We start from the raw sequence: 24,433 nt of genomic DNA, 5'->3' as shown, positions 1-24,433 counted from the left end.
TGAAAATCTGGCGAACAGCCCATGTCCGACGCGCAAAACGTGCCATCAAACGGGCTCTCGTACAAGCAGGCCGGCGTCGACATAGACGCAGGCAACGCGCTTGTCGAGGCCATCAAGCCCGCCGTCCGCTCCACCCGCCGCCCTGGCGCCGATGCCGAGCTCGGTGGCTTTGGCGGGTTGTTCGACCTCAAAGCCGCCGGCTTCGTCGACCCGATCCTGGTCGCCGCCAATGACGGCGTGGGCACCAAGCTCAAGATCGCCATCGAAACCGGCAACAACGGCACGATCGGCATCGATCTCGTCGCGATGTGCGTCAACGACATTATCGTGCAGGGCGCTGAGCCGCTGTTCTTCCTCGACTATTTCGCCACGGGCAAGCTCGACGTCACCACCGGCGCAGCGATCGTCGAGGGGATTGCCGAGGGCTGTCGCATCGCCGGCTGCGCGCTGATCGGCGGCGAGACGGCCGAGATGCCTGGGATGTACTCGGGTAAGGACTATGACCTCGCAGGCTTTGCGGTCGGCGCGGCCGAACGCGGCACGCTGCTGCCGCGTGATGACGTCGAAGCCGGCGACGTACTTGTCGCCATCGGTTCGTCCGGCGTTCACTCCAACGGCTATTCGCTGGTGCGCAAGATTGTCGAAGTCTCAGGCATCGACTGGTATCTGCCGGCGCCGTTCGAACCGGGCAAATCGCTGAGCGACGCGCTGCTGGTCCCCACCCGCATCTACGTAAAGCCACTGCTGTCGGCGCTTAAGGCCGGCATTGGCATCAAGGCGCTGGCCCACATCACCGGTGGCGGCTTCATCGACAATATCCCGCGCGTGCTGCCCGACAGCCTCTCGGCGCATATCGAACTCAACAAGATCACCGTTCCCAGGGTGTTCGGCTGGCTCGCCCGCGTCGGCGGCATGAACGAGCGTGAAATGCTGCGAACCTTCAACTGCGGCGTCGGTATGCTGTGCGCCGTCTCGAAGCAGGATGCGAGCAAACTGGTGGAACACCTTGCTGCGGCCGGCGAAACCGCCTCGATCGTCGGCGAGCTGCGGCCTCGCAGCGGCGAGTCGGTGACCTTCGAAGGCGCACTCGCGCTCTGATGGCTCAGCCCCGCGGCCGGCTGATCATCATTTGCGGCCTGCCTGGTGCCGGCAAAACAACGGTCGCCGTCGAACTGACGGAGATGCACAAGGGCGTCCGCTTTTCGCCGGATGACTGGATGGACGCGATCGGCATCAACCTCTGGGACGAGAACGCACGCGCCGGCGTTGAACGCCTGCAATGGCAGCAGGCGCAGAGCATCCTAGCGCTGGGCGGCACGGCGATCATCGAATGGGGTACCTGGGCCCGTTCCGAGCGCGACGCCTTGCGCGAGGGCGCACGTTCGCTTGGCGCCGCCGTCGAACTCATCCACATGGATGCCCCAATCGACGTGCTCCTCGATCGCGTCACCCGGCGCGGCCGGGAATCACCGCCGATCGATCGCGCCATGCTAGAAGATGCCAGCCGGTCCTTCGAACGGCCAACCGCCGAAGAGCTCGCCCTCTACGACCCTCCAACAAAGGCCCCACTCCCGTGACCGAGCCGAAAAAGCGTGTCGCTATCCTGATCTCCGGCCGCGGGTCGAACATGACTGCGTTGATCGAGGCCGCGAAGGCGCCCGACTATCCGGCCGAAATCGTCGGGGTGTTTGCCAACAAGCCCGACGCGGCGGGGCTGCAGACGGCGGCCGGCCAGGGCATCGCCACCGCCTGGCGCTGGCACAAGGACTATCCGAGCCGCACCGGGTTCGAGTTGGCGCTTTCGGATGTGCTGAGGCTCTGGCGCCCCGACATCATCGCGCTCGCTGGCTTCATGCGTCTGTTCACGCCGGAATTCACTCAGAAATGGCAGGGCCGGATGATCAACGTCCATCCTTCACTGCTGCCTCTGCACAAGGGGCTCCACCCGCAGCAGCAGGCGCTCGATGCGGGCGACAGCGAGAGCGGCTGCACCGTACACTTCGTCACGGCGGGGACCGACGAAGGTCCCGCGATCCTGCAGCGCCGGGTGCCGATCCTCCCCGGCGATACCCAGGAGACCCTTGCCGCCCGCATTCTCGTCGAGGAGCACAGGGCGTATCCCGAGGCACTGGCCATGCTGGCCCGTGGGGAAGTCAGCCTCGACAGCTGATCACGCCGCCGCCGCCGACCGGCCGCGCCAGATCATGTGGACATTGGCCCGACTGTAGGATGAGCCTTCCCGGATCGTCGGTTGATGCTCGAAGCCGGTCCGTTCGTAAAGGTGGATCGCCGACTCGAGCCGCGTATTGGTCTCGAGGAACAGCTCCCGGCCGCCCAGCCGCTCGAACTCGGCAACTGCCGCTTCGATCAGCTTCCTGCCGATGCCGACGCCCCGGACTGCAGGATCGACTCCCATCTTGGTCAGCTCGTACTCGCCCGGCGCGTGCTGCTTCAGTGCACAGGTGCCGACCACCGCATCGCCCAGCAGCGCGAACAGCACCGCGCCGCCATGCTCGATGATCGCTTCGGGATTGGACATCACCTCGATATCGTATGGCTCGAGCACGAAGTAGCGCTCCAGCCAGAGCGCGTTGAGCCGATAGAAATGGCTGCGCAGGTCCGGGCTGAGCGGCACGATGTGGACCACCTCCTGCTGCTGCTCCTGTGCCTTGGCCGTGATGATATCGGCCAGCCCCGGCGCCGCCACGCGCTCGAGCCCGGCCAGGAGAGTCTCGGGGTCGAGACCGGCGCTGCGCACCCGCTCCTCAAGTCCATCGCGCATCGCCCGCCACAGCGGCTTGGCGGTCTGTAGCGCCGCCTCGGCCTTCGCCGTCAGCGTCAGCCGCCGAGTGCGGCGATCACCGGCATCACTGGCGGTGCTCACCCAGCCGTCGCGGACCAGCCGAGTGGTCAGCTGGCTGATCGCCGAATGGGTCTGGCCTATCGCACTCGCGATCTCACCCACTGTCATGGGCCCGCGGTCGTGCAACAGTCGAAGAATCGGAAACCAGCGGGCCTGCAGTTCAATGCCGTGCCGTTCGTAGACCTGATCCGCCATAGCGTAGAGCTGGTCGCTGATCGCCTTAAGCTGACTGCCCAGCGAGAGCAGCCCCATGTCGCCGAGATAGGTCACCATTTGCTCCTGCACGAGATATGTAAGTACTAACATATCTGCGTTCATGGGATCATCGCAAGGCGGTTTGTCTTCTCGGGTGATCCGCGGTGCACCAGACCTCGGCCTCGGCAATGAAAGCGCTCGACATCGGCCGGCGCATCGTGGAGCGTCACGCACGGGTTGGCCCCATCTGCTGGCAGCCCTCCATCGGTTTGCCATGCAGGTAGGGACGCCGCCGAGACCAGACGAGGACGAAACGCCGCCATCACGGGAATCGATCGCTCCCATCGTCAAAATCGGTTCGACGCGACCAGGGTTCTGGTCCATCTTCCGGCCTCCTCAAGGATATCAGCATGCCATCGACTCGAATCGAGACCCGCGCCGGCTGGATCGGCGATCGCCATGCGGAGTTGGTCGCAGCTGTACAGCGGGCACTGGTCGAGGGCATCCGCATCCCCGAGCGGGATCGCGACATCCGGATCATCGAGTATCCTGCCCACGCCTTTGCCCCTCCCGACAGCAAGGGCGAGCGCTACACCATCGTAGAGATCTCGCTGTTCACCGGCCGCTCGGTCGATGCAAAGCGCCGGCTTTATGCCGCCTTGGTCAGCGAACTCTCCGGGTTCGGCATTGCGGCGTCGGACCTCAAGGTGATCCTTCACGACGTGCCGCGCGAAAACTGGGGGCTGGGCGGCAAGTCTGCCGTCGACATGGAACTGGGCTTCAAGGTCGAAGTCTGAGACAGGACGATCACTTCAATGAAACTGCAATACTGGCTGCTCATCATCCTGCTCGGCGCCGTCTGGGGCTGTTCGTTCCTGTTCAATGCGGTACTGATCCGCGAGATCAGCCCGCTCTGGGTGTCGGCCGGGCGGGTCACCATCGGCGCAGCAATCTGCTGGCTGGTGTTTTTCGCGACCCGCAAGAAACTGCCTACCGATCCCAACCTCTACTGGCAGTTCCTCATTCTCGGCATCCTCAACTATGCTGTCCCGTTCGCGCTGTTTCCGTTTGCCGAGCAGACGGTCGCGAGTTCAATCGTCGGTGTCATCAACGGCATGACCCCAATGACCACCGTGATCGTCTCGCAGCTCTGGCCGGGCGGTGAGAAGGCATCCTGGAACAAGGTGGTGGGGGTCGCCATCGGCTTTGCCGGCGCGGTGATCCTCGCCCTGCCCTCGCTCGGCGTCGGCGCCTCGGCACAGATCATCGGCCTGCTGGCCGCGTTCATCGCGACGCTCTGCTATGCGCTGACCCTCAACTATGCCCGCCGCTTCGCCAAGGTGGAGCCCTATGCCGTGGCGTCGGCTTCGCTCACCGGCGCCGCGCTGATCTCGGTGCCCGTCGCGCTGTTCTTTTCCGGTATCCCGATCATCACCCGCCCCGAAACCTGGGGCGCCCTGTTCGGCATTTCGGTGTTCTCGACCAGCTTCAGCTTCCTGCTCGTCTACTGGCTGTTGCCGCGCGTCGGCGCCACCAACCTGTCGCTCAACACCTTCATCACGCCGATCTCGGCGATCCTGCTCGGCGTGCTGGTGCTGCACGAGCGCTTCGAGCTGATCCACATCCTCGGCATCATCGTGATCTTCCTTGGCCTCGTCTTCATCGACGGACGGCTGGTCAAGGGCTGGCGCAAGGCGCCGGCATGACGGTCAGACGGATCGTCGCAAATATAGCCGCCGACGACCTGAAGGCGGCGCAGCTGTTCTACGAGGACGTGCTCGGACTGGAGCGGCTGATGGATCACGGCTGGATCGTCACTTATGGCTCGGCTGCGCAGATGAGCCTGCAGGTGAGCGTTGCGCGCGAGGGCGGCTCGGGCACGCCGGTGCCGGATCTGTCGATCGAAGTCGATGATCTGGAGGGGACGCTCGCCAGGGTCAGGGCGGCTGGGTTCGCCGTTGAGTACGGCCCTGCCGACGAGCCGTGGGGCGTCCGTCGCTTCTACGTCCGCGATCCGTTCGGACAGCTGGTGAACATTCTCAGCCACCTCGAATAGCGTTCAGCCGCGGTTCAGGTTCGCGCCTTAGTTTCCCCAGTCATCATATGACCTGAGGAGGCCGCCTGTGTTCATTGGAACCATCGACGAGAAAGACGCCACCGGAGCCATTGCCGACATCTACGCATCCGAAGCGAGCGTTCTGGGCTTTGTTATGGAGGGCACCAAGTGCTGGACTGCCCTGCCCCACATCGCTCCGATGGTGGAGCACCTGTTGCATGCAGCGCGCAACAACTTCTCGCTCGGGCTGGTGAGCTGGCGGCTGATCACGCTGATCGCCGCCAAGCAAATCCCCTCGAGCTACTGCTCGCATGTCTATGCCAAGCTGCTGATCAGCGACCTCGGCTCGAAAGACAAGGTCCTCGCCATCCAGCATGATTTCCGCAGCGCCGGTCTCGCGGCCAAGACGGTAGCCATGCTCGCCTATGCCGAACAGGTCGCCCGCGACGCCAGCCTGATCACCGAAGGCGATATCGAATCGCTGCGCAGGCACGGCTTCAGCGATCGCGAGATCGCCGACATCGCGTTCTGCGCGTCCTACCGCACGTTCATGAGCCGCTACTTCGACGCCGTCGGCGCCATGCCGGAGGCGACCTGGCTCGATCCCGACCCCGACTTCCGTGCCGCGATGACAGTGGGTAAGCCGGTTTGAATCACCAGGTCGGGCGCGTTGCGGCGCCCCGATCCTCAGGCTGCTGCTGGTCAATGGCCGTGTCGCGTTCCACCTCCTCGATGATCACGTCTTCGCGCATGGCGAGTTGCGCGGTCGGAGTGGAGACGTCGATCACCATGCCGTTGAGGTCGCGGATCAACCCACGCGTCTGGCCGTAGTCGAGTGCAATGGCCTCCGACACCACGTCGGCGCCCATCGCCCGCGCCCGGTCGAGCACTTCGAATACGTCGTCGACCTCGAAGGTCAAGTAGGTCCCCTCATGCATGCCCCAGGCATGGCGCGGGGTGAACTGGCTCATCTGGTCGATCAGCCCGATCTGCACGTTTGGCTGGCCCTTGGGCGTGAGCACGACAAACCAATCGCTGTCGTAAATGGTCTCGAGACCGAACAATTCCTTGTAGAACCTGGTGCTGTCGGCGAGGTCCTTGCAGAGGACGTTGAACAGGACACGATTGAGCATGGACATCGCTGCCTCCGGTTGACGAGGGTGTCTTCGTCAACGGTCGCAGCACCCGGCGGTTCCGCTAATCGTGGTCGATCTTGGAGAGGAAATGCGTCAGGGCGACGATCATCAATGCCACCGCGCCGCCGAGATAGAGGATGTCGATGCCGGTCTCCCACACCACGGCACGGCCGAGGAAGTACACGTGCCAGCACGGTGATGGTGACGCCGACCAGCTTGGACTTCAGGTCGTCGAGGGTTTCGATCTTCAGCCATTTGGGCAGTTGCAGGTCCTGGCGGAAGTACAGCTGGTAGAGCCCGAGCGAAACCACCTGCACCACCGTTGCGAGGAGGAACAGGTCGACGATCTCGATGGCGAGAAGGATGGCTTCATCGCGGGTGACCGGGTGCCCGCCAAAGAGCGCGGCCAGCAGGTGCCGGGTCTCCAGCGCACCGTAGATGATCAACGCCACCGAGGCGACGCTGAGCGCGATCACCGGCACCAGCATGGCGATACGCACCACGAACCCGCCGATGACGAAGGGCCCCTGCTGCTTGCGCGTTTCCGCGATCCGCTCGCCCAGCGAAGCCTGTTCGCGCTCGCCCATCAGGCGTCGAGGCCTTCGACGATGGCAAAGTTGGCCGAGCTCGCCCCCAGCCGCGCCTTCATCCCCTGCTGGTACTCGGCGGAATGATAGGTCGCGAGGGCGCGCTCGTAGCTCGGGAACTCGATGACCACGACACGAGGAAGGAGCGCTCCCTCGACCGCACTCATCCGGCCGCCGCGGATGAGGAATCGCCCGTCATTGGCGGCGAGAAACGGGCGGACGAACGCCTGATACTGCTTGTAGGTCTCGGGGTCGGTGACCTCGAGATTGACGACCCAGTATCCCTTCGCCATCGCCCCTCCTATTCGAGCCCCAGCTTCTTCTTCAGGATATCGTTCAGTGCCTGCGGATTGGCCTTGCCGCCCGAGGCCTTCATGGCCTGGCCGACGAACCAGCCAATCAAAGTCGGCTTGGCCTGCACCTTGGCCACCTGGTCGGGGTTGGCCGCAATGATCTCGTCGACCACCTTCTCGATGGCGCCGAGGTCGGTCACCTGCTTCATGCCGCGCCGCTCGACGATCTCGGCCGGCTCGCCTTCGGGCTCCTCGGCGATGATCACCTGCAGCAAGTCCTTGGCGCCCTTGGACGAGATCGTCCCGGCCGCCACGAGATCGACGATACCGGCGATCTGGCTCGGCTTGATGTGAGTCTCGAACGCGGAAAGGCCCTGGCTGTTGGCGTAGGCTGCAATATCGCCGGTAACGAGGTTCGCCACGGCCTTGCCGTCACGCCTGGAGCCACCGTGCTTGACGGCGGCCTCGTAGTAGTCGGCGGTCTCGCGCTCAAGCGTCAGCACCATCGCGTCATATGGCGTCACGCCATAGTCGGAAATGAAGCGCGCTTCCTTTTCGTCGGGCAACTCCGGCAGATGCTGGGCCAACTCGTCGATGAAAGCCTGGTCGAACTCGAGCGGCAGCAGGTCCGGATCGGGGAAGTAGCGATAGTCGTGCGCCTCTTCCTTACTCCGCATGGAGCGCGTCTCGCCGGTCTTGGGATCGTATAGCCGCGTCTCCTGGTCGATCGTGCCGCCATCCTCGAGAATGTCGATCTGGCGGCGTGCCTCGAACTCGATGGCCTGGCCGGCAAAGCGGATGGAGTTGACGTTCTTGATCTCGCAGCGCGTGCCGAACTCGCCGCCGGGCTTACGCACCGAGACGTTGATGTCGGCGCGCATCGAGCCCTGCTCCATGTTGCCGTCGCAGGTGCCGAGATAGCGCAGGATGCTGCGGAGCTTCGAGAGGTACGCCTTGGCCTCGTCCGAGTTGCGGAGGTCCGGTTTCGAGACAATTTCCATCAGCGCCACGCCGGACCGGTTGAGGTCGACGAAGCTCATGTTGGGATGCTGGTCGTGGATCGACTTGCCGGCATCCTGCTCGAGGTGCAGCCGCTCGATCCCGATCTCGATGTGCTCGTCGCCGCCCATGTCGAGCCGCACCTTGCCCTCACCGACGATCGGGTCCTTGAACTGGCTGATCTGATAGCCCTGAGGCAGGTCGGGGTAGAAGTAGTTCTTGCGGTCGAAGATCGAGCGCTTGTTGATCCGGGCCTTGAGGCCTAGCCCGGTCCGCACTGCCTGGCGCACGCACTCGTCGTTAATGACCGGCAGCATGCCCGGCATCGCAGCATCAACGAAGCTGACATTGGAGTTGGGCGGCGAGCCGAATTCGGTCGACGAACCGGAGAACAGCTTGCTCTCCGACAGCACCTGCGCATGCACTTCCATGCCGATGACGATTTCCCAGTCCCCGGTGGCTCCCTGGATGAAGCTCTTGGGGTTGGGCGTACGGGTGTCGATAAGGGTCATAGGCCAGAGGTTCCGAGAGTCTTGGTCATTCCGACCTTGTCTATTGCATAACCCAACGTTTGGGAAAACGTCTCCCTACGCCAGACGGTGATGAATCCGTGCCGCCGATAAAAGCCGATGGCCTGCGCGTTGCTGGCGAGCGTCTCGAGTTCGGCAACGGGATGGCCCGCCTCCTCGATCTCGGCAATCAGGGCGGCCAGCAGCACCCCACCAATGCCACGGCCCTGTGCGGCCGGAGCGACCCACAGGTCCGAGATGCGCTGGTCCTCAGCTTCGCGAGCGCCCCAGCCCAACAGATCCCCGTCGGTCTCGGCAACGAGAATGCACCGTCCATGGCTGGCGCCGAAGCTGCGGAACTCGTCGAGCAGCCGGAGCCGGTCCACACGACCTCGATCGTTGGCGGCAAACGCACTCGCAGCCCACGCCGCAAAACCGACATCGCCCAGCGCTGTGGCCTCGTCAGCCCGGGCACGCCTGACGTTCACCTGCATGGGCAGGGCTCAGTCTTCGTCGTCGTTCAGCGGACCACGATAGGGCGAGAGGCGCTTTTCCAGCCGTACGCTGGTTTGCGGGTCGCTGCCGGTAGCACCTTCGCGCTTCAGCACCAGGATGCGGTAGCCCTGATGCTGGTAGAAGTTTACCGCCCGCACATTGTCGCTCAGCGTATCGAGCTGCACCCGATCGGCGCCTTCGAGCTCGATGATCGACTCCATGCGACGCAGCAGCAACGTGCCGATGCCCTGGTTCTGCAGCGTGGGGGTGACGAACAGGTAGGGGATGTAGGGGCGGCTGCGGGCGCGGGCGCACCAGCCGACGGGCGAGCCATCGATTTCGGCGACGATGGTACGATCGAGCAGTTCGTGCACGGCAATGCCAAGCCGGCGCTTCTCATTCTGCCGACTGGCGGCTTCACCGCTGAGGAAGGGCTGCAGGTCGCGCTCCCAGGCGAGCAGCGCGATATCGGCAAGACGCTCCGCCTCGCTCGCCACGGCCTTGCGGATAGTGATCCCCGGCGACGTCATCGAAGCCTCCACTCCGCCTCAGGCTAGCTCAGCCGTGGCGCTTGCGTGCAGCGATAATGCCCTTTTCGTAGTTCACATTCCAGCTGATCAGCGTGCGCCAGATCAACTCCGCCTGATCTTCATCGAGGTCCAGTTCTTCGGCGCGCCTGCGCTGCTTGGCGATGATCGCCTCGATGCGGGTCGGATCATATGCCTCGTGCGGGTCGGTCTTGATCTCGGCCATCCGCGTCACATAGGCGTGCCGTTCGGCAAGCAGGGTCAACAGGCCCTGGTCGATCCGGTCGATCTCGGCACGGACATCATCCTTGGACTGGCATTCGGCGGGGGCTTTGGTCACGGGGAGGCACTCGGCGCTAAGGTGGGAGTTGCTGGTTTGCACCGCCACGCCAGAGTTTGCAACCGACCACTGGCCGAAGCGGTCGCCTGCCGCTATTCATCGGCCGTTCATTGGCTACGCGCTATCGCGCCGCCGCCACTAAAGAGTCTGCCTCATGTCTAGCAAAGTTGAGATTGCGTAAGACCCCGTCCGCCCGCTGAGCCCTTTGGGCTCGTGACGTGTCGTGACGGGGTTACTGGAACCACGCTGCCGAGCCATGCGCGATGCTGGCCGGGGCGCTCTTTCCACGCATCCTCAGGCTAGATTTCTCATGGATATTTCCCGCCACGAGCAGCGGGTGCTGCACGTCCTCGCACAGGGCGGCAAGATCGTCGCGCTCAAATCCGACAACGGCAAACTGATCGGCGTCGAGTGCTTCAATCGCGACGGCTGGCTGATGCAGCAATGCACCCTGCCCTTGTTCAAGAAGCTCAAGGCCAAAAAGGCGATCGCCTCCAGCAATGGCCACCCGTACCGCATCACCCGGCGCGGGCTGGAGCTGGCGCGGAGCGAACTCGACAACCGCTAGATCGTCGGGGCCCCGGATGACTTCCGGGGCTCCCCCTCGCTCCTCGAATGACAGCCAGGCCCTCCCCAGCCTCGATCGTCATCCCGACGAAAGTCGGGATGACGACCGGTGGGAATCCACGGCGCTTGTGCGGGCCGCCCCTTCAGTGCTGCGTTACGCCGCTCAACTCGCGGGCGATGTGCTCCCACTCGGCCGAAACGCTGGCGGTGGCGCGCTTGCGGCCGGCGCGGCGATACCAGTAGTCGGCGTTGCCCATGTCGGCTTCGATCCAGTGCAACAGGGCATGCACCCAATCGAACTCGAAGGTGCCTTCCATCGCCTGGACGATGCGGTGCGCCTCCTCCCACTCGGGGCCGACACGCAGCTCGCCCTTCTTGATCCACCACAAAGCCTGCAGGGGCTTGGACATATCCTTGGGCGGGGCCGACCAATCAAGGGTCGTGAACACATCGGCCATCGAGCCAATCCTCTGAAACGAAACCACCGGCTTGGCCGGGAGGTCGACAAGTCTCAATTTGCGCATGGGCGGCAAATAGTGCCGAAATCGCTAGGATACAAGCGGTTTCAGGTTCTGGAGCGTGACCGGCAAAAGTTGCAGACTTTTGCAGTTCGAGAGCGCGACCACAGACATGTGGTTATCACCACCACTTGTCGGGGCTGAAGTCGATGCCGGCCGAGCGCTCGATGACCCGGCCCGCGGCGAACAGGGTTTCCTCGTCGAACGGTTTGCCGATGAGCTGCAGGCCAAGCGGCAGACCAGCGCCGTCCTTTCCGGCAGGCACCGCGATGCCCGGCAGCCCGGCCATATTGACGGTCACCGTGAACACGTCGTTGAGGTACATCTTGACCGGGTCCGCCTTCATGTCCTCATCGCCGATACCGAAGGCAGCCGACGGGGTCGCCGGGGTGAGGATGGCGTCGACGCCATCATTGAACACGATCTCGAAATCGCGCTTGATGAGCGTACGGACCTTCTGCGCCTGCACGTAATAGGCGTCGTAGTAGCCGGCCGACAGCACATAGGTGCCGATCATGATGCGGCGCTTCACCTCGCGGCCGAAGCCATCGGCGCGGGTCAGCTCGTAGAGATCGGTGATGTCCTTGCCGGTATCGCGCAGGCCGTACTTAACACCGTCATAGCGGGCGAGGTTCGACGACGCCTCGGCGGGCGCAACGATATAATAGGCCGGCAGCGCATACTTGGTGTGCGGCAGCGAGATGTCTCGAACCGTGGCGCCCTCAGCCTTCAGCCAGGCGATGCCCTGCTGCCAGAGCGCTTCGATTTCGGCAGGCATGCCATCCATGCGGTATTCGCGCGGAATGCCGATGACGAGACCTTTTACACCCCTTTCCACCGCGGCGGCGAAATCCGGCACCGCGAGGTCGACACTGGTCGAATCCTTGGGGTCGAACCCCGACATCGACGTCATCATGATCGCCGCGTCCTCGACAGTGCGGGCAATCGGGCCGGCCTGATCGAGCGAGGAAGCGAAGGCCACGACACCCCAACGCGAGCAGCGGCCATAGGTCGGCTTGATGCCGACCGTGCCGGTCAGCGCGGCCGGCTGGCGGATCGAGCCGCCAGTGTCGGTGGCCGTCGCAGCCGCACAGAGCCAGGCCGAAACCGCCGCGGCGGAGCCGCCCGACGAACCACCTGGAACTAGCTGGGCGTTGGAATTGTTCGCCCGCCAGGGGTTGATCACCGGGCCGTAGTAGCTGGTCTCGTTGGACGAGCCCATCGCGAACTCGTCCATGTTGAGCTTGCCCAGCATCACGGCGCCATCGCGCCACAGGTTGCTGGTGACGCTCGATTCGTATTCTGGCTTGAAGCTGTCGAGGATGTGACTTGCCGCCTGGGTGTGCACGCCCTTGGTGGCGAACAGGTCCTTGATGCCGAGCGGGATACCCTCGAGCGGCCCGCCCTGGCCGGACGCCAGCTTTGCGTCACTGGCCTTGGCCTGCGCCTGGGCTTGCTCCGCCGTCACCGCCACATAGGCGTTGAGCTTGGAATTACCGCCCTCGATCGCATTCAGATAGGCGCCAGTGAGTTCGCTCGAGGTGAACTGCCTGGCTTTCAAGCCGGCACGGGCAGCAGCAAGGGTCAGGTGGGTAAGGTCGGTCAAAGGCTTGGCTCGCGGGGAAAGGACGCGGGGAATGTCGACCGCCGTTCCTATAGCGGCGTCGCGATTACCGCAACATTGGCGGCATGCATCGCATCAGACGAGGGCGGCTTGCTCGATATGCTTCTCGAAGAAGGCCGACCATTCGCTGTCGGGATAATCGAGGAACGGCCCACGCGCGGTGAATCCGCTGTTGGTATAAAGCCGGTGCGCTTCGGACATGCCCGGGCCGGTGCCGGTTTCGAGCAGCAGGTGCGAGATGCCCTTGGAGCGCGCCAGTTCGGTGATTGCCGCCAGCAATGCCGAGCCCACCCGCTGGCCGCGTACCGATGGGCGGGTGTACATACGCTTCACCTCGCCCTCGGTGGCCGAGATCGCCTTCAGGGCGCCGCAGCCCACCGCCTCGCCGACGGCATCACGGGCGACGAATACCGTGGTGTCGGCGCCGGCCATCTGCTCGACCGTCATCTTGAACTGGAATTCCAGTGGCGACAGCGGAATCAGGTGCGCGTTCAGCTCTTCGACCAGCCCGCGGACATCATCCTGCAGCGGCGTCTCGATGGCGATAGTGACGCTCATATCAGTTACTCGACGACCTTGGGCACCATGAAGAAGTTGTCTTCGGTCAGCGGTGCGTTGGCGACGATCTTTTCGGGGTAGCCGCCGTCGGTGATCTTGTCCTCGCGGCGACGCAGGGTCATCGGCATCACCGAAGTCATCGGCTCGACCCCTGTCACATCGACCTCGCCAAGCTGTTCGACGAAACCCAGAATGGTGTTGAGTTCATTCTGATAGGTCTCGACTTCACCCTCCTCAATGCGAATGCGGGCCAGGCGCCCAATACGCTTCACGGTGGCGGCATCTACCGACATAGGGTCACTCCGAACGTCACGATTTCCGGCGTTCTAGCAACGGAAACGCGCGAAGAACAACGAAAAGCGTTGATGGGCGCCATCAAACTTCCAGCGCCATCCCAGCTTCCAGCGCCACCAGCGCGGTGCCGTCGAGGCGGTGGCGCAGGGCCGCGAAGGCACGCTCCACGATTGCATCAGACCCAGCGATAGCGATCAGTCGGGGCCCGAATGCCTCGAGCGCCGCGGCGGCCAGCCGCTCACCGTCGTCGCCGAACACCACGACCACGGCATGCCGTGCCCAACGGCCCGCCTTCGGCACGCTCTGCGACAGCAACAGCAGCGGCGCCTCACCGGCAGCAGCGATCAGTGCGCCGCCTTCGAGCCCATGGGTAGTCACCTGGCCGAGAACCTCTTCATCAAGCATCGTCGATGGTCGCCCCGGCTGCCAGAGCACCGGATCGATCTCAGGCAGGCTGCCATCCAGCGCAAAGGTAGCGTCGGCTCCCGACACCAGCTCGTCCGGATCCACCCCGCCGATCCCTGAGGGATCCGCGACGAGGATCTTGCCACCGATGTGAATACGGAAGGTGGTGCCGCCGAACCAGGTGAGTTTCATCGTTCTTCGCGCATATGGAAAACACGCGCCACGCGGATTTGATCCGGCAACACCTCGTATTGAATCTCGTAGAGATCGACGAACAAGCGCCGAAGTTCGACCTCGCCAGTGTCGTCAATCCGTTCCCCGGCGCGAGGATGCTCCAGGAGTCGGTTCGGTGCAGTGATCAAGGCCTGAACGACACGCGCAGCGACTCGCGGATTTTTGTTGCTTAGGAACTCTTCAAGCCGGACGAGGTCCAAGGAAGCCCTGTTCGTCCAATGCACCTTCATGATTTACGCGGCGTCGGTGGTGGCAAAGGATTGTCGGTTCCGAGACTGTTCGCCCAAGCCACCATTTCCTCGTGCGGGATGGTGCCGATCCGATCAGCTTCTTCCAGCGCCTCAAGAGAGAGCCGGGTCTTCTCCTCTTCCCAATCCACCCAGTTGGAAAGCGCCTGCTTGACGATCCAGGCCCGCGAGCGCTCCATGGATTCGGCGTAGCGATCCACTTTCTCCGCCAACTCTTCAGGGATATGTGCAGTGAGGACTCGGGTGCTCATGGCAATCGTCTCCAATCAAACCTAATCATAGTGATTGATCGCGATTATGCCAACCGAGAACGACCTCTCCGCCCTGCCCGCCGCCGGCAAACTGCTGGGGCTTGACCTTGGCACCAAGACCATCGGCGTCGCGATTTCCGATGGCATGCGTTACTCGGCGACGCCGCTCGAGACCATCAAGCGGCTGAAGTTCACCCAGGATGCAATCCGGCTGCAGGAACTGATCGCCGAGAATGATGCGGTAGGCATCGTGCTGGGGCTGCCGCTCAACATGGATGGCTCCGAGGGGCCGCGGGTGCAATCGACCCGCGCCTTTGCCCGCAATCTTGCGGCCAAGATCAACATCCCCATCGTGTTCTGGGACGAGCGGCTTTCGACCGCAGCCGTCACCCGCACGCTGATCGAGGCGGACATGCGCCGCGACAAGCGCGCCGAAGTGGTCGACAAGCTGGCGGCCAGCTACATCCTGCAAGGCGCACTGGAGCGGCTTCGCCGCTCATGAGGGTTCTCAACCAGAGGCTGCGACGGGGATAATCGCCCGAGCGGCTTGCGAGTCCGAACCCTACGGGTTAGACCCCCGCGAACATTCGGAACGGAGCGGCATGGCTACTTCCTCGCCAGCATCGGTCACCGGCGGCCAGGGGGTCGCGAGACCCGCTTTCCGCCATCGCCATCTTCTCGGCATCAGCCAGCTCAACCAGTACGAGATCGTCGATCTCCTGGATCGGGCCGAGGCGATGATCCCGATCTCCCGCCAGGAGCGGAAGATCCTGCCGACGCTCTCGGGCCGGACGCAGATCAACCTGTTCTTCGAGAACTCGACGCGCACCCAGTCTAGCTTCGAGATCGCCGGCAAGCGGCTCGGCGCGCAGGTCACCAACATGTCGGTGAAGACCTCGTCGGTCGCCAAAGGCGAGACGCTGATCGACACCGCCGCCACGCTCAACGCCATGCGGCCCGACGTGATCATCGTGCGCCACAGTGCCTCCGGCGCAGTGGAACTGTTGAGCCAGAAGGTCGGCTGCTCGGTGATCAATGCCGGCGATGGCGCGCATGAGCATCCAACCCAGGCGCTGCTCGACGCACTGACCATCCGGCAGCACAAAGGCGAGCTCGCCGGGCTGACCGTCGCCATCTGCGGCGACATCGCCAACTCGCGCGTCGCCCGCTCCAACCTGTTGCTGCTCGGCGCCATGCAGGCCCGCACCAGGGTAGTCGCTCCGCGCACCTTGCTGCCAAAGGGTATCGAGACCCTGGCGACGGAAGTGTTCACCGACATGCGGCAAGGCCTGGCAGGCGCCGACGTGGTGATGATGCTGCGCCTGCAGCACGAACGCGCCAATGGCCGGATGATCCCCTCGGTGCGCGAGTACTATCACTTCTACGGCCTCGACGAGGAAAAGCTCGGCTACGCCAAGCCCGATGCCATCGTCATGCACCCCGGCCCGATGAACCGTGGCGTCGAGATCGACCCGGCGATCGCCGACGGGCCGCGCTCTGTGATTACAGAACAGGTAGAGATGGGCGTCGCCGTGCGCATGGCCGTGCTCGATGCCCTCCTGGCCGATCGGGAGACGACGCAATGAGCAAGCCCGTCGTCATCGCCAACGCCCGCATCGTCGACCCCGCCAGCAACCGCGATGCGCCCGGCGCTCTGCTGTTGGAGAAGGGCAAGATTGCCGGCATCACCAATGGGGGCCCACAGGGCATTCCGGACGGCGCCGAAACCTACGACGCGAAAGGCCTGGTCGTCGCGCCGGGTCTCATCGATATGCGGGTGTTCACCGGCGAACCGGGACATGAGTATCGTGAGACGCTCGCCAGCGCCGCCGAAGCAGCCGCAGCCGGCGGCGTTACCAGCTTCGTGCTGATGCCCGACACCACGCCGGTTATCGACGATGGGGCACTGGTCGATTTCGTGCTGCGTCGCGCCGGCGCCAAGGCCTCGGTCAATATCCTCCCCGCCGCCGCGATCACCCGCGGCCTCAAAGGCGAAGAGATCACCGAATTCGGCCTGCTGAAGGAGGCGGGTGCCGTTGCGCTGACCGATGGTCGCCAGTCGATCCAGTCGGCCGGACTGCTGCGCGCCGCTTTCACCTATGCCCGCAACTTCGACCTGCCGGTGATCCACCACGTTGCCGAACAGACGCTGATCGGCGAGGGCGTGATGAACGAAGGCGCACTGGCGACGATCTCCGGGCTCAAGGGCATCCCGGTCGAAGCCGAGACCATCCCGCTGGCCCGCGACCTGCAACTCGCCGCCCTTACCGGCGTCCGTTACCACGCGGCGCAGATTTCGACCGGTTCGGCAGTCGAGCTGCTGGCGACGGCAAAGCGCCGGCTCGGCACCGTCTCGGCCGGGATTTCGATCAACAACCTGGCCCTCAACGAGAACGACGTGGCGCCCTATCGCTCGTTCTTCAAGCTGTCGCCGCCGCTGCGCTCCGAGGAGGATCGTCGCGCCGTCATCGACGGGCTGAACTCGGGCGCCATCGACACCATCCACTCCGCCCACGACCCGCAGGACACCGAAGTGAAGCGCCAGCCGTTCGCCGAGGCGTCGGACGGCGCCGTCGGGCTCGAGACCCTGTTGGCCGCTGCGCTACGGCTCATGCACTCGGGCGACGTGCCGTTGCTCACCCTGCTCCGCGCCATGACCAGTCGCCCGGCCGAACTGCTGGGCCTCACGTCCGGCCGTATTGCCGTGGGTGCTCCGGCCGACCTGATCATCGTCGATCCGGAGTTTCCCTGGGTGGTCAAGGAGACGGCGCTGCGCTCGCGCTCGCGCAACACGGCGTTCGAAGGCGCCCGCATGCAGGGCGCCGTGATGCACACGTTCGTTGCAGGCCGTCCGGTCTTCAGCCATGCTGCCGCCACCGAGGGGGCCGACGCATGAACTTCCTGATCGCGACTGTACTGGGGTATCTCCTCGGCTCGATCCCATTCGGCCTCATCCTCACGCGCGCCGTCGGCATCGATATCCGCTCTATCGGTTCGGGCAATATCGGCGCTACCAACGTGCTCCGCACCGGCAACCGCTGGCTCGCCGCAGCGACGCTGCTGCTCGATGCGGGCAAGGGCGCTGCCGCCGTCCTCATTGCGCGCTACTTCCTCGCCCCCGGCGCCGAGTCGCCGCTCGCGGCCGAGTACATCGTCTATGGCGCCGGCATCGGCGCGTTCTTCGGTCACGTCTTGCCGATCTGGCTCGGCTTCAAGGGCGGCAAGGGCGTCGCCACCTATATTGGCGTACTGCTGGCCTGGAACTGGGTGGTGGGGCTGATCTTCTGCGCCGTCTGGCTGTTGATCGCCGTCGCGCGCCGCTTCTCCTCACTCGCCGCGCTGACGGCCGCTGCAACCGCACCGATCTTCGCCTACACCCTGGCCGGTACCGACACGCAGGGCTTTACGTTCGCTGCCGCCTGCGGCCTGCTCAGCTTTGTGCTCTATTTCAAGCACTGGCAGAACATCCGGCGGCTGTGGAACGGCACGGAGCCGAAGATCGGCTCGGAAAAGCCCCAGGCCTGAACCATGGCGCGCGACGGCACCGAACTGACGCCGTCGCAACGCATTGCGTGGCTGCGGCTCATCCGAACCGACAATGTCGGCCCGCAGACGTTCCGCCAGCTATTGAACCGCGAGGGCTCGGCAGAAGCGGCGCTGGCCGTGCTGCCGGATATGCTCAAGCGTCTCGGCAACCCGGCGCGTATCCCCTCGATTGCCGAAGCCGAGGACGAGGTCGACCGCACCGAGCGACTCGGCGCCCGTTTCGTCGGCTCGAGCGAACCGGGCTATCCGCCCCTGCTCCGCTACATCGCCGGCGCGCCGCCGCTGGTTGCCATCGCCGGCGGGGCCGAGCTCGACTGGCAGCACACCGTCGCCATTGTCGGGGCGCGGAACGCCTCCACTGCTGGCCAGAAGTTCGCGCAGATGCTGGCCGCCGATCTGGGCGACGCGCGCTACACCGTGGTTTCCGGTCTCGCACGCGGCATCGACACCGCGGCCCACAAGGCGGCGCTTCGCGGCGGCACCGTAGCCGTGCTCGCCGGCGGCCTCGACCGCATCTATCCCGGAGAGAACCTGCCGCTGGCCCACCAGATCGTCGAGCATGGCGGCGCGCTGCTCACCGAGATGCCGCTTGGCTGGGAGCCGCGGGCGCGGGACTTTCCACGGCGCAACCGACTGGTCTCGGGGCTCAGCCTCGGGACGGTCGTCGTCGAGGCGGCCAAGCGCTCCGGCTCGCTGATCACCGCCCGACTGGCGTTGGAACAGAACCGCGAGGTGTTCGCCGTGCCCGGCTCTCCCCTCGATCCGCGCGCCGAGGGCGGCAATGCGCTGATCCAGCAGGGCGCCAAACTGATCACCGGCGCCGCCGACATTATCGAGACACTGCGTGAAGCCGACCCGTCACGCACCGGACTGTTCGAGCCCGACTGGTTGCCGGAGGCTGAAGCGATGGACGCCATCCCGCCCTCGCACGATGAGCGATCCCGGCTGATCGAGGCGCTCAGCGTCACCCCGATTCCGGTCGACGACGTCATCAGATCCACCGGCATTGCGATCAACCGGGTGCAAATGCTGCTGCTCGAACTCGACCTCGAGGGGCGGGTGGAATGGTCAAGCGGCCAGTTGGTGGCGCTTCGCCCCTGAACGCTTCCCGCCGGCCCCAAGTTTCTTCCCCCCATAGGGGGAACGCTACATGGCGCCGGCGGGCTGGTTGACAGCCCAAGGACGCTTCACCATGTTGCGCCGCGTTCGAATGCCACTCCCGAAAGCCGATCCATGAAGCTCGTCATCGTTGAAAGTCCCAACAAGATCAAGACGATCAGCGGCTATCTGGGCAAGGACTATGAGGTTCTTGCGAGCTTCGGTCACGTCCGCGATCTGCCGGCCAAAGACGGCTCGGTGCTTCCTGACGAAGACTTCGCAATGAGCTGGGAAGTCGATGCGGCATCGAAGAAGCGGCTCACCGATATCGGTAACGCGCTGAAGAATGCCGACGAACTGATCCTCGCCACCGACCCCGATCGCGAGGGCGAAGCGATCTCCTGGCACGTGCTCGACGTGCTCCGGCAGAAGAAGCTGGTCAAAGACAAACCGGTCCGGCGCGTCGTCTTCAACGCCATCACCAAGGACGCGATTACCGAGGCGATGCGCAACCCGCGCGACATCGACGAGCCGCTGGTGGACGCCTATCTGGCCCGCCGCGCCCTCGACTATCTCGTCGGCTTCACCCTCTCCCCCGTGCTGTGGCGGAAGCTCCCGGGCTCGCGCTCGGCCGGCCGCGTGCAGTCGGTGGCCCTGCGTGTGGTGTGCGATCGCGAGTCCGAGATCGAGAAGTTCCGCCCGCAGGAGTATTGGTCGGTCGGCGCGCGCCTCAATGAAAAAGGTCGCAGCTTCGAGGCACGGCTTTATTCGGTGGACGGCAAGAAGACCGACAAGCTCGACGTGGGCACCGGCCAGGACGCGGAGGCGCTCAAGGCGGCAATCGAGGCCGGCACCTTCTCGGTCAGTGCCGTCGACAAGAAACCCACCAAGCGTAACCCGTACGCACCGTTCAGCACCTCCAGCCTGCAACAGGACGCGTCCTCGCGTCTCGGCCTCGCTCCGGCGCGCACCATGCAGATCGCACAGCGCCTCTATGAGGACGGCATCATCACCTATATGCGAACCGATGCCGTGCAGATGGCGCCGGAAGGCATCGACCAGGCACGCCGCGCCATCGTGAAGAACTTTGGCGCCGACTACCTGCCGGAGAAGGCCCGCATCTATTCGACCAAGGCCAAGAATGCGCAGGAAGCGCACGAGGCTATCCGCCCCACCGACATGTTTCGTCACCCCGATACGCTGCGAGGCGATCCGGACAAGCATCGCCTATACGAGCTGATCTGGAAGCGCACCCTCGCCAGCCAGATGCGTTCGGCCGAAATCGAGCGCACTACGGCCGACATCTCGGTATTTGCCACCAGTCGTGACATCACCCTGCGCGCCGTCGGTTCGGTGGTCACTTTCCCCGGCTTCCTCGCGCTCTACGGCGTCGAAGCCAAGGAGGACCGCGACCCCAACGCCGAGGAAGACGAGGATAGCCGCGAGCTGCCGCCGCTCAATGTCGGCGACCGGCCGAAGCTCGAACAGGCGCTGATCGAGCAGCACTTCACGCAGCCGCCGCCGCGCTACTCGGAAGCCAGCCTGATCAAGAAGATGGAAGAGATCGGCATCGGTCGTCCATCAACCTATGCCGCGACGATCTCGGTGCTGCAGGACCGCAACTATGTGCGGCTCGAAAAACGCGTGCTGATCCCCGAAGATCGCGGCCGCATCGTCACCGCCTTCCTCGAGAGCTTCTTCACGCGTTATGTCGAGTACGGCTTCACTGCCTCTCTCGAGGAAAAGCTCGACCTGATTTCTGACGGCAAGCTTGCCTGGAAAGACGTGCTGCGCGACTTCTGGAACGACTTCCAGCACCATGTCGAGGAGATCAAGGATCTTCGCGTCTCCGAGGTGCTGGACGCCCTCAACGACCTGCTGGCCGACCATATCTTCCCGGCCAAGGCCGATGGTTCCGATCCGCGTCGCTGCCCCAATTGCGGTACCGGCCAGCTGTCGCTGAAGCTCGGGAAGTTCGGCGCCTTCATCGGGTGCTCGAACTATCCCGAATGTCGCTACACCATGCAGCTCTCCGACGCTGCGACTGGCGGCGCCAGCGAAGCGGGCACCGGCGACGGCATTCTCGGCACCGATCCCGAGAGCGGACTGGAGGTGGCCTTGAAGTCGGGCCGTTTCGGTCCATATGTGCAGCTTGGTGACGGCGCGGAACCCAAGCGCTCGTCGCTTCCCAAGGGCTGGACGCCCGACAGCCTGACGCTCGAAAAGGCGCTGCAGCTGTTGTCGCTGCCGCGCCCGGTCGGCAACCACCCGGAGACGGGTAAGCCGATCAGCGCCGGCATCGGTCGCTACGGGCCGTTCATCCTCCACGATGGCACCTATGCCAACCTCCCCGAGGTCGAAGAGGTGTTCACGGTCGGGCTCAACCGCGCCGTCGACCTCCTCGCCCAAAAGGCGGCAGGTGGCGGACGGTTCGGTCGTGGCGGCGGCGGCACTCCGGCGGCGATCAAGACCTTCGAGCATGATGGTGGCCCCATCTCGGTCCGCGCCGGTCGCTATGGCCCTTACGTGAATCAGGGCAAGGTGAACGCAACGCTGCCCAAAGAGTTGAAGCCCGAGGATGTGACGATCGAGCAGGCGCTCGAACTGATCGTAGCCAAGGGCGGCGCCTCCGGCGCCAAGAAATCCTCGTCGCGGTCCGCCGGCGCCAAGAAGGCGCCCGCGAAGAAAGCGGCGACCAAGAAACCGGCGGCCAAGGCCAAGTCGACCGCAGAGGCGGCGAGCAAGCCAAAGGCCGCAGCGAAGACGAAGGCGGAGACTTCCGCCTAAAGAAAGAGACAATGGCGAAAGCGCCAAAACCGAAAACTACCCCCAAGGGCCCGCGGCAGTTCGCCGTCGGTACACTCCCCTCTCGCGAAGCCATCCTCGAAGCGATGGCCCAGCAGCCGACCCTCGATGGCAAGCGCGACCTGGCGCGCCATTTCGGCATCCACGGCGATATGCGCACCCCCTTCAAGGTGCTGCTCAAGCAGATGGAGGGCGAGGGCTTCATTGCCCGGACCCGCAAGCAGATCCGCCCAACCGCCACCCTGCCCGCGGTGACTGTCCTCGACATCCCCGGCGACGCCGACCCCGACAATCTCCATGCCTTTCCGGCGCAATGGAACGACGAGGAAGGCGCGCGTCCGCGCGTCATGATCAAACAGCCGAAGGACGCCCGCGTCGCGCCAGCCCCCGGCGACCGGATCCTCGCGCGCATCAGCTCAGGTGATGGCGAGCTGCCGAACTACACCGCCCGGGCAATGAAGATCCTCGACAAGCCGCGCCGCGGCCAGATCGGCATCGTGCGCATGGACGACGACGGCGCCCGGCTGATCCCGGTCGACCGCAAGCAAAAGGAAATGCGCATCGACGGCGGCGATCTCGGCAGTGCCCGCGACGGCGACCTGGTCGAGGTCGAAGTCAAGCTCACCGGCCGGTTGATGATCCCCAAGGCCAAGGTGACGAACGTCATCGGCAATCCGAAATCCGAGGGTGCGGTCTCGATGATCGCCATCCACAACCTCGAGATTCCCTATCGCTTTCCCGCCTCGGTGACCAAGGAGGCCGAAGAGGCGAAGGAAACCACGATCAAGGGCCGCGAGGACTGGCGGCACATTCCGCTCGTCACCATCGACCCGGTCGACGCCAAGGACCATGATGACGCGGTCTATGCCGAGCCGGACAGCGATGCGAACAATCCCGGCGGCCACATCGTCTATGTCGCCATCGCCGACGTGGCGGCCTATGTCCGCCCGGGCACGGCACTCGATCGCGAGGCCTACATTCGCGGCAACTCGGTCTACTTCCCCGACCGGGTCGTGCCGATGCTGCCCGAGCGGATCTCGAACGACCTCTGCTCCTTGCGCGAAGGCGAGAACCGCCCGTCGCTGGCGGTGCGGATGGTGTTCGACCAGCACGGCAAGAAGCGCAGCCACAGCTTCCACCGCGTGCTGTTCCGCTCAGCCGCCAAGCTGAGCTACCAGCAGGCGCAGGCGGCGATCGACGGGCGGCCGGACGACAAGACCGGCCCGATCCTCGACACCATCCTCCGCCCGCTCTGGGCCGCCTATGGGGTGATGGAGAAGGCGCGCGACAATCGCGGTCCGCTCGACCTCGACCTGCCCGAGCGCAAGATCATCCTCGACAAGACGGGGATGGTCGTCGACGTGAAGGTACCCGAGCGGCTCGATGCGCACCGGCTGATCGAAGAGATGATGATCGCCGCCAACGTAGCGGCCGCCGAGACGCTGGAAAAGCACAAGAGCGCCCTGCTCTACCGGGTGCACGACACGCCGAGCCAGGAGAAGCTGGTAGCGCTGCGCGACTTCCTGAGTTCGCTGCAGTTGCCGGCGCCGAAGTCGGACGCGGTGCGCCCATCGGATTTCAACCGGATCCTCGACAAGGCCCGGACCGACGGCAAGATCCAGCAGGTGTCGGAGATCATCCTGCGTACCCAGGCGCAGGCCGAGTACGCCGCCGAGAACTACGGCCATTTCGGCCTCAACCTCGACCGCTATGCCCACTTCACCTCGCCGATCCGCCGCTATGCCGACCTGATCGTGCACCGCGCGCTGATCAGCGCGCTCGAACTCGGCAAGGATGGGCTCACCGACGGCGAAATCGCCAAGCTCCCGGGCATTGCCCAGCACATCTCGGCCACCGAGCGCCGCGCCATGCTGGCCGAGCGCGAGACCATCGACCGGCTGCTGGCGCAGTTCCTCGCAGCGCATGTCAACGCCAAGTTCGAGGGCCGCATCTCCGGCGTCACCCGTTCGGGGCTGTTCGTGCGGTTGAGGGACACCGGCGCCGATGGCTTCATCCCGGCCTCGACGCTTGGACAGGATTACTATCGCTTCGTCGAGGAGATGCAGGCGATGGTCGGCGACCATACCGGCGAGACCTTCAGGATCGGCGACGACGTGAGCGTGCGCCTCCTCGAAGTCGCCCCGGTGGCCGGAGCCTTGCGCTTCGAGCTGCTGAGCGAAGGCAGCCGCGGCGTTCCGTCATCTGGCGGGCGTCAACGCAAGGGACCATCTAGCAAGCGAGGCAAGGCGGGCGCCTATCGCAAGCACGCCAAACGGAAGAGATAG

Annotated in this window: 30 protein-coding genes and 1 pseudogene; 15 read left to right on the top strand and 16 right to left on the bottom strand. The window is 64.6% G+C overall.

Going from position 1 to position 24,433, the window contains the following annotated elements; genetic code table 11:
• Window positions 1-21: 21 nt before the first annotated feature.
• The 3 genes from purM to purN are packed head-to-tail and all read left to right on the top strand — an operon-like array spanning window position 22 to window position 2,170.
• The gene (gene purM / locus VGV07_RS18740; protein ID WP_326870246.1) at window positions 22-1,098 is read left to right on the top strand and encodes a phosphoribosylformylglycinamidine cyclo-ligase; all 1,077 of its coding nucleotides are present in this window, start codon (window positions 22-24) and stop codon (window positions 1,096-1,098) included.
• On the top strand, window positions 1,098-1,577 hold the full coding sequence (locus VGV07_RS18735; RefSeq protein ID WP_326870245.1) for an ATP-binding protein: 480 nt from the start codon (window positions 1,098-1,100) through the stop codon (window positions 1,575-1,577). The genes purM and VGV07_RS18735 overlap by 1 nt, the downstream gene beginning before the upstream one ends.
• A complete protein-coding gene (purN, locus tag VGV07_RS18730) occupies window positions 1,574-2,170 on the top strand; it encodes a phosphoribosylglycinamide formyltransferase (RefSeq protein WP_326870244.1) in 597 nt (198 codons plus the stop codon). The genes VGV07_RS18735 and purN overlap by 4 nt, the downstream gene beginning before the upstream one ends.
• On the opposite strand, the gene VGV07_RS18725 is transcribed toward purN, so the two are convergent.
• On the bottom strand, window positions 2,171-3,169 hold the full coding sequence (locus VGV07_RS18725; protein WP_326870243.1) for a bifunctional helix-turn-helix transcriptional regulator/GNAT family N-acetyltransferase: 999 nt from the start codon (window positions 3,167-3,169) through the stop codon (window positions 2,171-2,173). It lies immediately after the preceding gene.
• Between the two features lie 299 nt (window positions 3,170-3,468).
• Between VGV07_RS18725 and VGV07_RS18720 the strand changes: the two genes are divergently transcribed.
• The 4 genes from VGV07_RS18720 (at window position 3,469) to VGV07_RS18705 (ending at window position 5,766) form a co-directional block, all read left to right on the top strand.
• Window positions 3,469-3,855 (top strand): tautomerase family protein, encoded by a 387-nt coding sequence (locus VGV07_RS18720; protein ID WP_326870242.1) that lies wholly within the window; start codon window positions 3,469-3,471, stop codon window positions 3,853-3,855.
• Window positions 3,856-3,873: 18 nt separating this feature from the next.
• Window positions 3,874-4,764 carry a DMT family transporter gene (locus tag VGV07_RS18715; protein WP_326870241.1) on the top strand — a complete coding sequence of 297 codons (891 nt, stop codon included), beginning with the start codon at window positions 3,874-3,876 and terminating at the stop codon, window positions 4,762-4,764.
• Window positions 4,761-5,114, top strand: a complete 354-nt coding sequence (locus tag VGV07_RS18710) for a VOC family protein (RefSeq protein ID WP_326870240.1) — start codon at window positions 4,761-4,763, stop codon at window positions 5,112-5,114. The genes VGV07_RS18715 and VGV07_RS18710 overlap by 4 nt, the downstream gene beginning before the upstream one ends.
• A gap of 67 nt (window positions 5,115-5,181) precedes the next feature.
• A complete protein-coding gene (locus VGV07_RS18705) occupies window positions 5,182-5,766 on the top strand; it encodes an alkylhydroperoxidase (RefSeq protein ID WP_326870239.1) in 585 nt (194 codons plus the stop codon).
• 1 nt (window position 5,767) lies between these two features.
• On the opposite strand, the gene VGV07_RS18700 is transcribed toward VGV07_RS18705, so the two are convergent.
• The 8 genes and pseudogenes from VGV07_RS18700 to VGV07_RS18670 form a co-directional block, all read right to left on the bottom strand.
• Window positions 5,768-6,253, bottom strand: a complete 486-nt coding sequence (locus tag VGV07_RS18700; protein ID WP_326870238.1) for a VOC family protein — start codon at window positions 6,251-6,253, stop codon at window positions 5,768-5,770.
• A 58-nt stretch (window positions 6,254-6,311) separates the two neighbouring features.
• Window positions 6,312-6,434 carry a hypothetical protein gene (locus VGV07_RS18695; RefSeq protein ID WP_326870237.1) on the bottom strand — a complete coding sequence of 41 codons (123 nt, stop codon included), beginning with the start codon at window positions 6,432-6,434 and terminating at the stop codon, window positions 6,312-6,314.
• A gap of 13 nt (window positions 6,435-6,447) precedes the next feature.
• Window positions 6,448-6,738 (bottom strand): annotated as a pseudogene (locus VGV07_RS27440) (YqhA family protein); the annotation flags it as partial.
• Window positions 6,739-6,836: 98 nt separating this feature from the next.
• Window positions 6,837-7,130: a DUF1330 domain-containing protein gene (locus VGV07_RS18690; protein WP_326870236.1), complete on the bottom strand. Its 294-nt coding sequence runs from the start codon at window positions 7,128-7,130 to the stop codon at window positions 6,837-6,839.
• Window positions 7,131-7,138: 8 nt separating this feature from the next.
• Window positions 7,139-8,641, bottom strand: coding sequence for an Asp-tRNA(Asn)/Glu-tRNA(Gln) amidotransferase subunit GatB (gene gatB / locus VGV07_RS18685; RefSeq protein WP_326870235.1), 1,503 nt, complete (start codon window positions 8,639-8,641; stop codon window positions 7,139-7,141).
• Window positions 8,638-9,132 (bottom strand): GNAT family N-acetyltransferase, encoded by a 495-nt coding sequence (locus tag VGV07_RS18680; RefSeq protein WP_326870234.1) that lies wholly within the window; start codon window positions 9,130-9,132, stop codon window positions 8,638-8,640. The genes gatB and VGV07_RS18680 overlap by 4 nt, the downstream gene beginning before the upstream one ends.
• 9 nt (window positions 9,133-9,141) lie before the next feature.
• Window positions 9,142-9,663 carry a GNAT family N-acetyltransferase gene (locus VGV07_RS18675; protein ID WP_326870233.1) on the bottom strand — a complete coding sequence of 174 codons (522 nt, stop codon included), beginning with the start codon at window positions 9,661-9,663 and terminating at the stop codon, window positions 9,142-9,144.
• Between the two features lie 28 nt (window positions 9,664-9,691).
• The gene (locus tag VGV07_RS18670; protein WP_326870232.1) at window positions 9,692-10,000 is read right to left on the bottom strand and encodes a chorismate mutase; all 309 of its coding nucleotides are present in this window, start codon (window positions 9,998-10,000) and stop codon (window positions 9,692-9,694) included.
• 310 nt (window positions 10,001-10,310) lie between these two features.
• Between VGV07_RS18670 and VGV07_RS18665 the strand changes: the two genes are divergently transcribed.
• Complete coding sequence (locus VGV07_RS18665; RefSeq protein ID WP_326870231.1) at window positions 10,311-10,568, top strand: YjhX family toxin; 258 nt, start codon at window positions 10,311-10,313, stop codon at window positions 10,566-10,568.
• 142 nt (window positions 10,569-10,710) lie between these two features.
• On the opposite strand, the gene VGV07_RS18660 is transcribed toward VGV07_RS18665, so the two are convergent.
• From VGV07_RS18660 to VGV07_RS18630, 7 genes are all read right to left on the bottom strand, one after another.
• A complete protein-coding gene (locus VGV07_RS18660) occupies window positions 10,711-11,025 on the bottom strand; it encodes a hypothetical protein (RefSeq protein ID WP_055049769.1) in 315 nt (104 codons plus the stop codon).
• A 181-nt stretch (window positions 11,026-11,206) separates the two neighbouring features.
• Complete coding sequence (gatA, locus tag VGV07_RS18655) at window positions 11,207-12,691, bottom strand: Asp-tRNA(Asn)/Glu-tRNA(Gln) amidotransferase subunit GatA (protein WP_326870230.1); 1,485 nt, start codon at window positions 12,689-12,691, stop codon at window positions 11,207-11,209.
• 93 nt (window positions 12,692-12,784) lie between these two features.
• Complete coding sequence (locus tag VGV07_RS18650; protein WP_326870229.1) at window positions 12,785-13,267, bottom strand: GNAT family N-acetyltransferase; 483 nt, start codon at window positions 13,265-13,267, stop codon at window positions 12,785-12,787.
• 5 nt (window positions 13,268-13,272) lie between these two features.
• A complete protein-coding gene (gene gatC / locus VGV07_RS18645; RefSeq protein ID WP_326870228.1) occupies window positions 13,273-13,560 on the bottom strand; it encodes an Asp-tRNA(Asn)/Glu-tRNA(Gln) amidotransferase subunit GatC in 288 nt (95 codons plus the stop codon).
• A gap of 82 nt (window positions 13,561-13,642) precedes the next feature.
• On the bottom strand, window positions 13,643-14,158 hold the full coding sequence (locus tag VGV07_RS18640; protein WP_326870227.1) for a hypothetical protein: 516 nt from the start codon (window positions 14,156-14,158) through the stop codon (window positions 13,643-13,645).
• Entirely contained in the window at window positions 14,155-14,430 is a 276-nt protein-coding gene (locus VGV07_RS18635) for a type II toxin-antitoxin system RelE/ParE family toxin (RefSeq protein ID WP_326870226.1), read from the bottom strand. The genes VGV07_RS18640 and VGV07_RS18635 overlap by 4 nt, the downstream gene beginning before the upstream one ends.
• Entirely contained in the window at window positions 14,427-14,699 is a 273-nt protein-coding gene (locus VGV07_RS18630) for a ribbon-helix-helix domain-containing protein (protein ID WP_326870225.1), read from the bottom strand. Before VGV07_RS18630 ends, VGV07_RS18635 begins: the two co-directional genes overlap by 4 nt.
• A 46-nt stretch (window positions 14,700-14,745) precedes the next feature.
• On the opposite strand from VGV07_RS18630, the gene ruvX reads away from it, so the two are divergent.
• The 7 genes from ruvX to rnr all read left to right on the top strand — a co-directional run bounded on the left by ruvX (window position 14,746) and on the right by rnr (window position 24,433).
• The gene (gene ruvX, locus VGV07_RS18625) at window positions 14,746-15,201 is read left to right on the top strand and encodes a Holliday junction resolvase RuvX (RefSeq protein WP_326870224.1); all 456 of its coding nucleotides are present in this window, start codon (window positions 14,746-14,748) and stop codon (window positions 15,199-15,201) included.
• 100 nt (window positions 15,202-15,301) lie between these two features.
• Window positions 15,302-16,285, top strand: coding sequence for an aspartate carbamoyltransferase catalytic subunit (locus VGV07_RS18620; RefSeq protein ID WP_326870223.1), 984 nt, complete (start codon window positions 15,302-15,304; stop codon window positions 16,283-16,285).
• Window positions 16,282-17,595, top strand: a complete 1,314-nt coding sequence (gene pyrC / locus VGV07_RS18615; protein ID WP_326870222.1) for a dihydroorotase — start codon at window positions 16,282-16,284, stop codon at window positions 17,593-17,595. Before VGV07_RS18620 ends, pyrC begins: the two co-directional genes overlap by 4 nt.
• The gene (gene plsY / locus VGV07_RS18610; RefSeq protein ID WP_326870221.1) at window positions 17,592-18,224 is read left to right on the top strand and encodes a glycerol-3-phosphate 1-O-acyltransferase PlsY; all 633 of its coding nucleotides are present in this window, start codon (window positions 17,592-17,594) and stop codon (window positions 18,222-18,224) included. Before pyrC ends, plsY begins: the two co-directional genes overlap by 4 nt.
• Window positions 18,225-18,227: 3 nt before the next feature.
• Entirely contained in the window at window positions 18,228-19,346 is a 1,119-nt protein-coding gene (gene dprA / locus VGV07_RS18605; protein ID WP_326870220.1) for a DNA-processing protein DprA, read from the top strand.
• Between the two features lie 132 nt (window positions 19,347-19,478).
• Complete coding sequence (gene topA / locus VGV07_RS18600; RefSeq protein WP_326870219.1) at window positions 19,479-22,130, top strand: type I DNA topoisomerase; 2,652 nt, start codon at window positions 19,479-19,481, stop codon at window positions 22,128-22,130.
• Window positions 22,131-22,141: 11 nt separating this feature from the next.
• The gene (gene rnr, locus VGV07_RS18595) at window positions 22,142-24,433 is read left to right on the top strand and encodes a ribonuclease R (protein ID WP_326870218.1); all 2,292 of its coding nucleotides are present in this window, start codon (window positions 22,142-22,144) and stop codon (window positions 24,431-24,433) included.

Source organism: Devosia sp., from assembly GCF_035944845.1.
Lineage (GTDB): Bacteria > Pseudomonadota > Alphaproteobacteria > Rhizobiales > Devosiaceae > Devosia_A.
The sequence above is the reverse complement of the archived record's forward strand: the minus strand, read 5'-3'. Positions and strand labels throughout refer to the sequence as shown.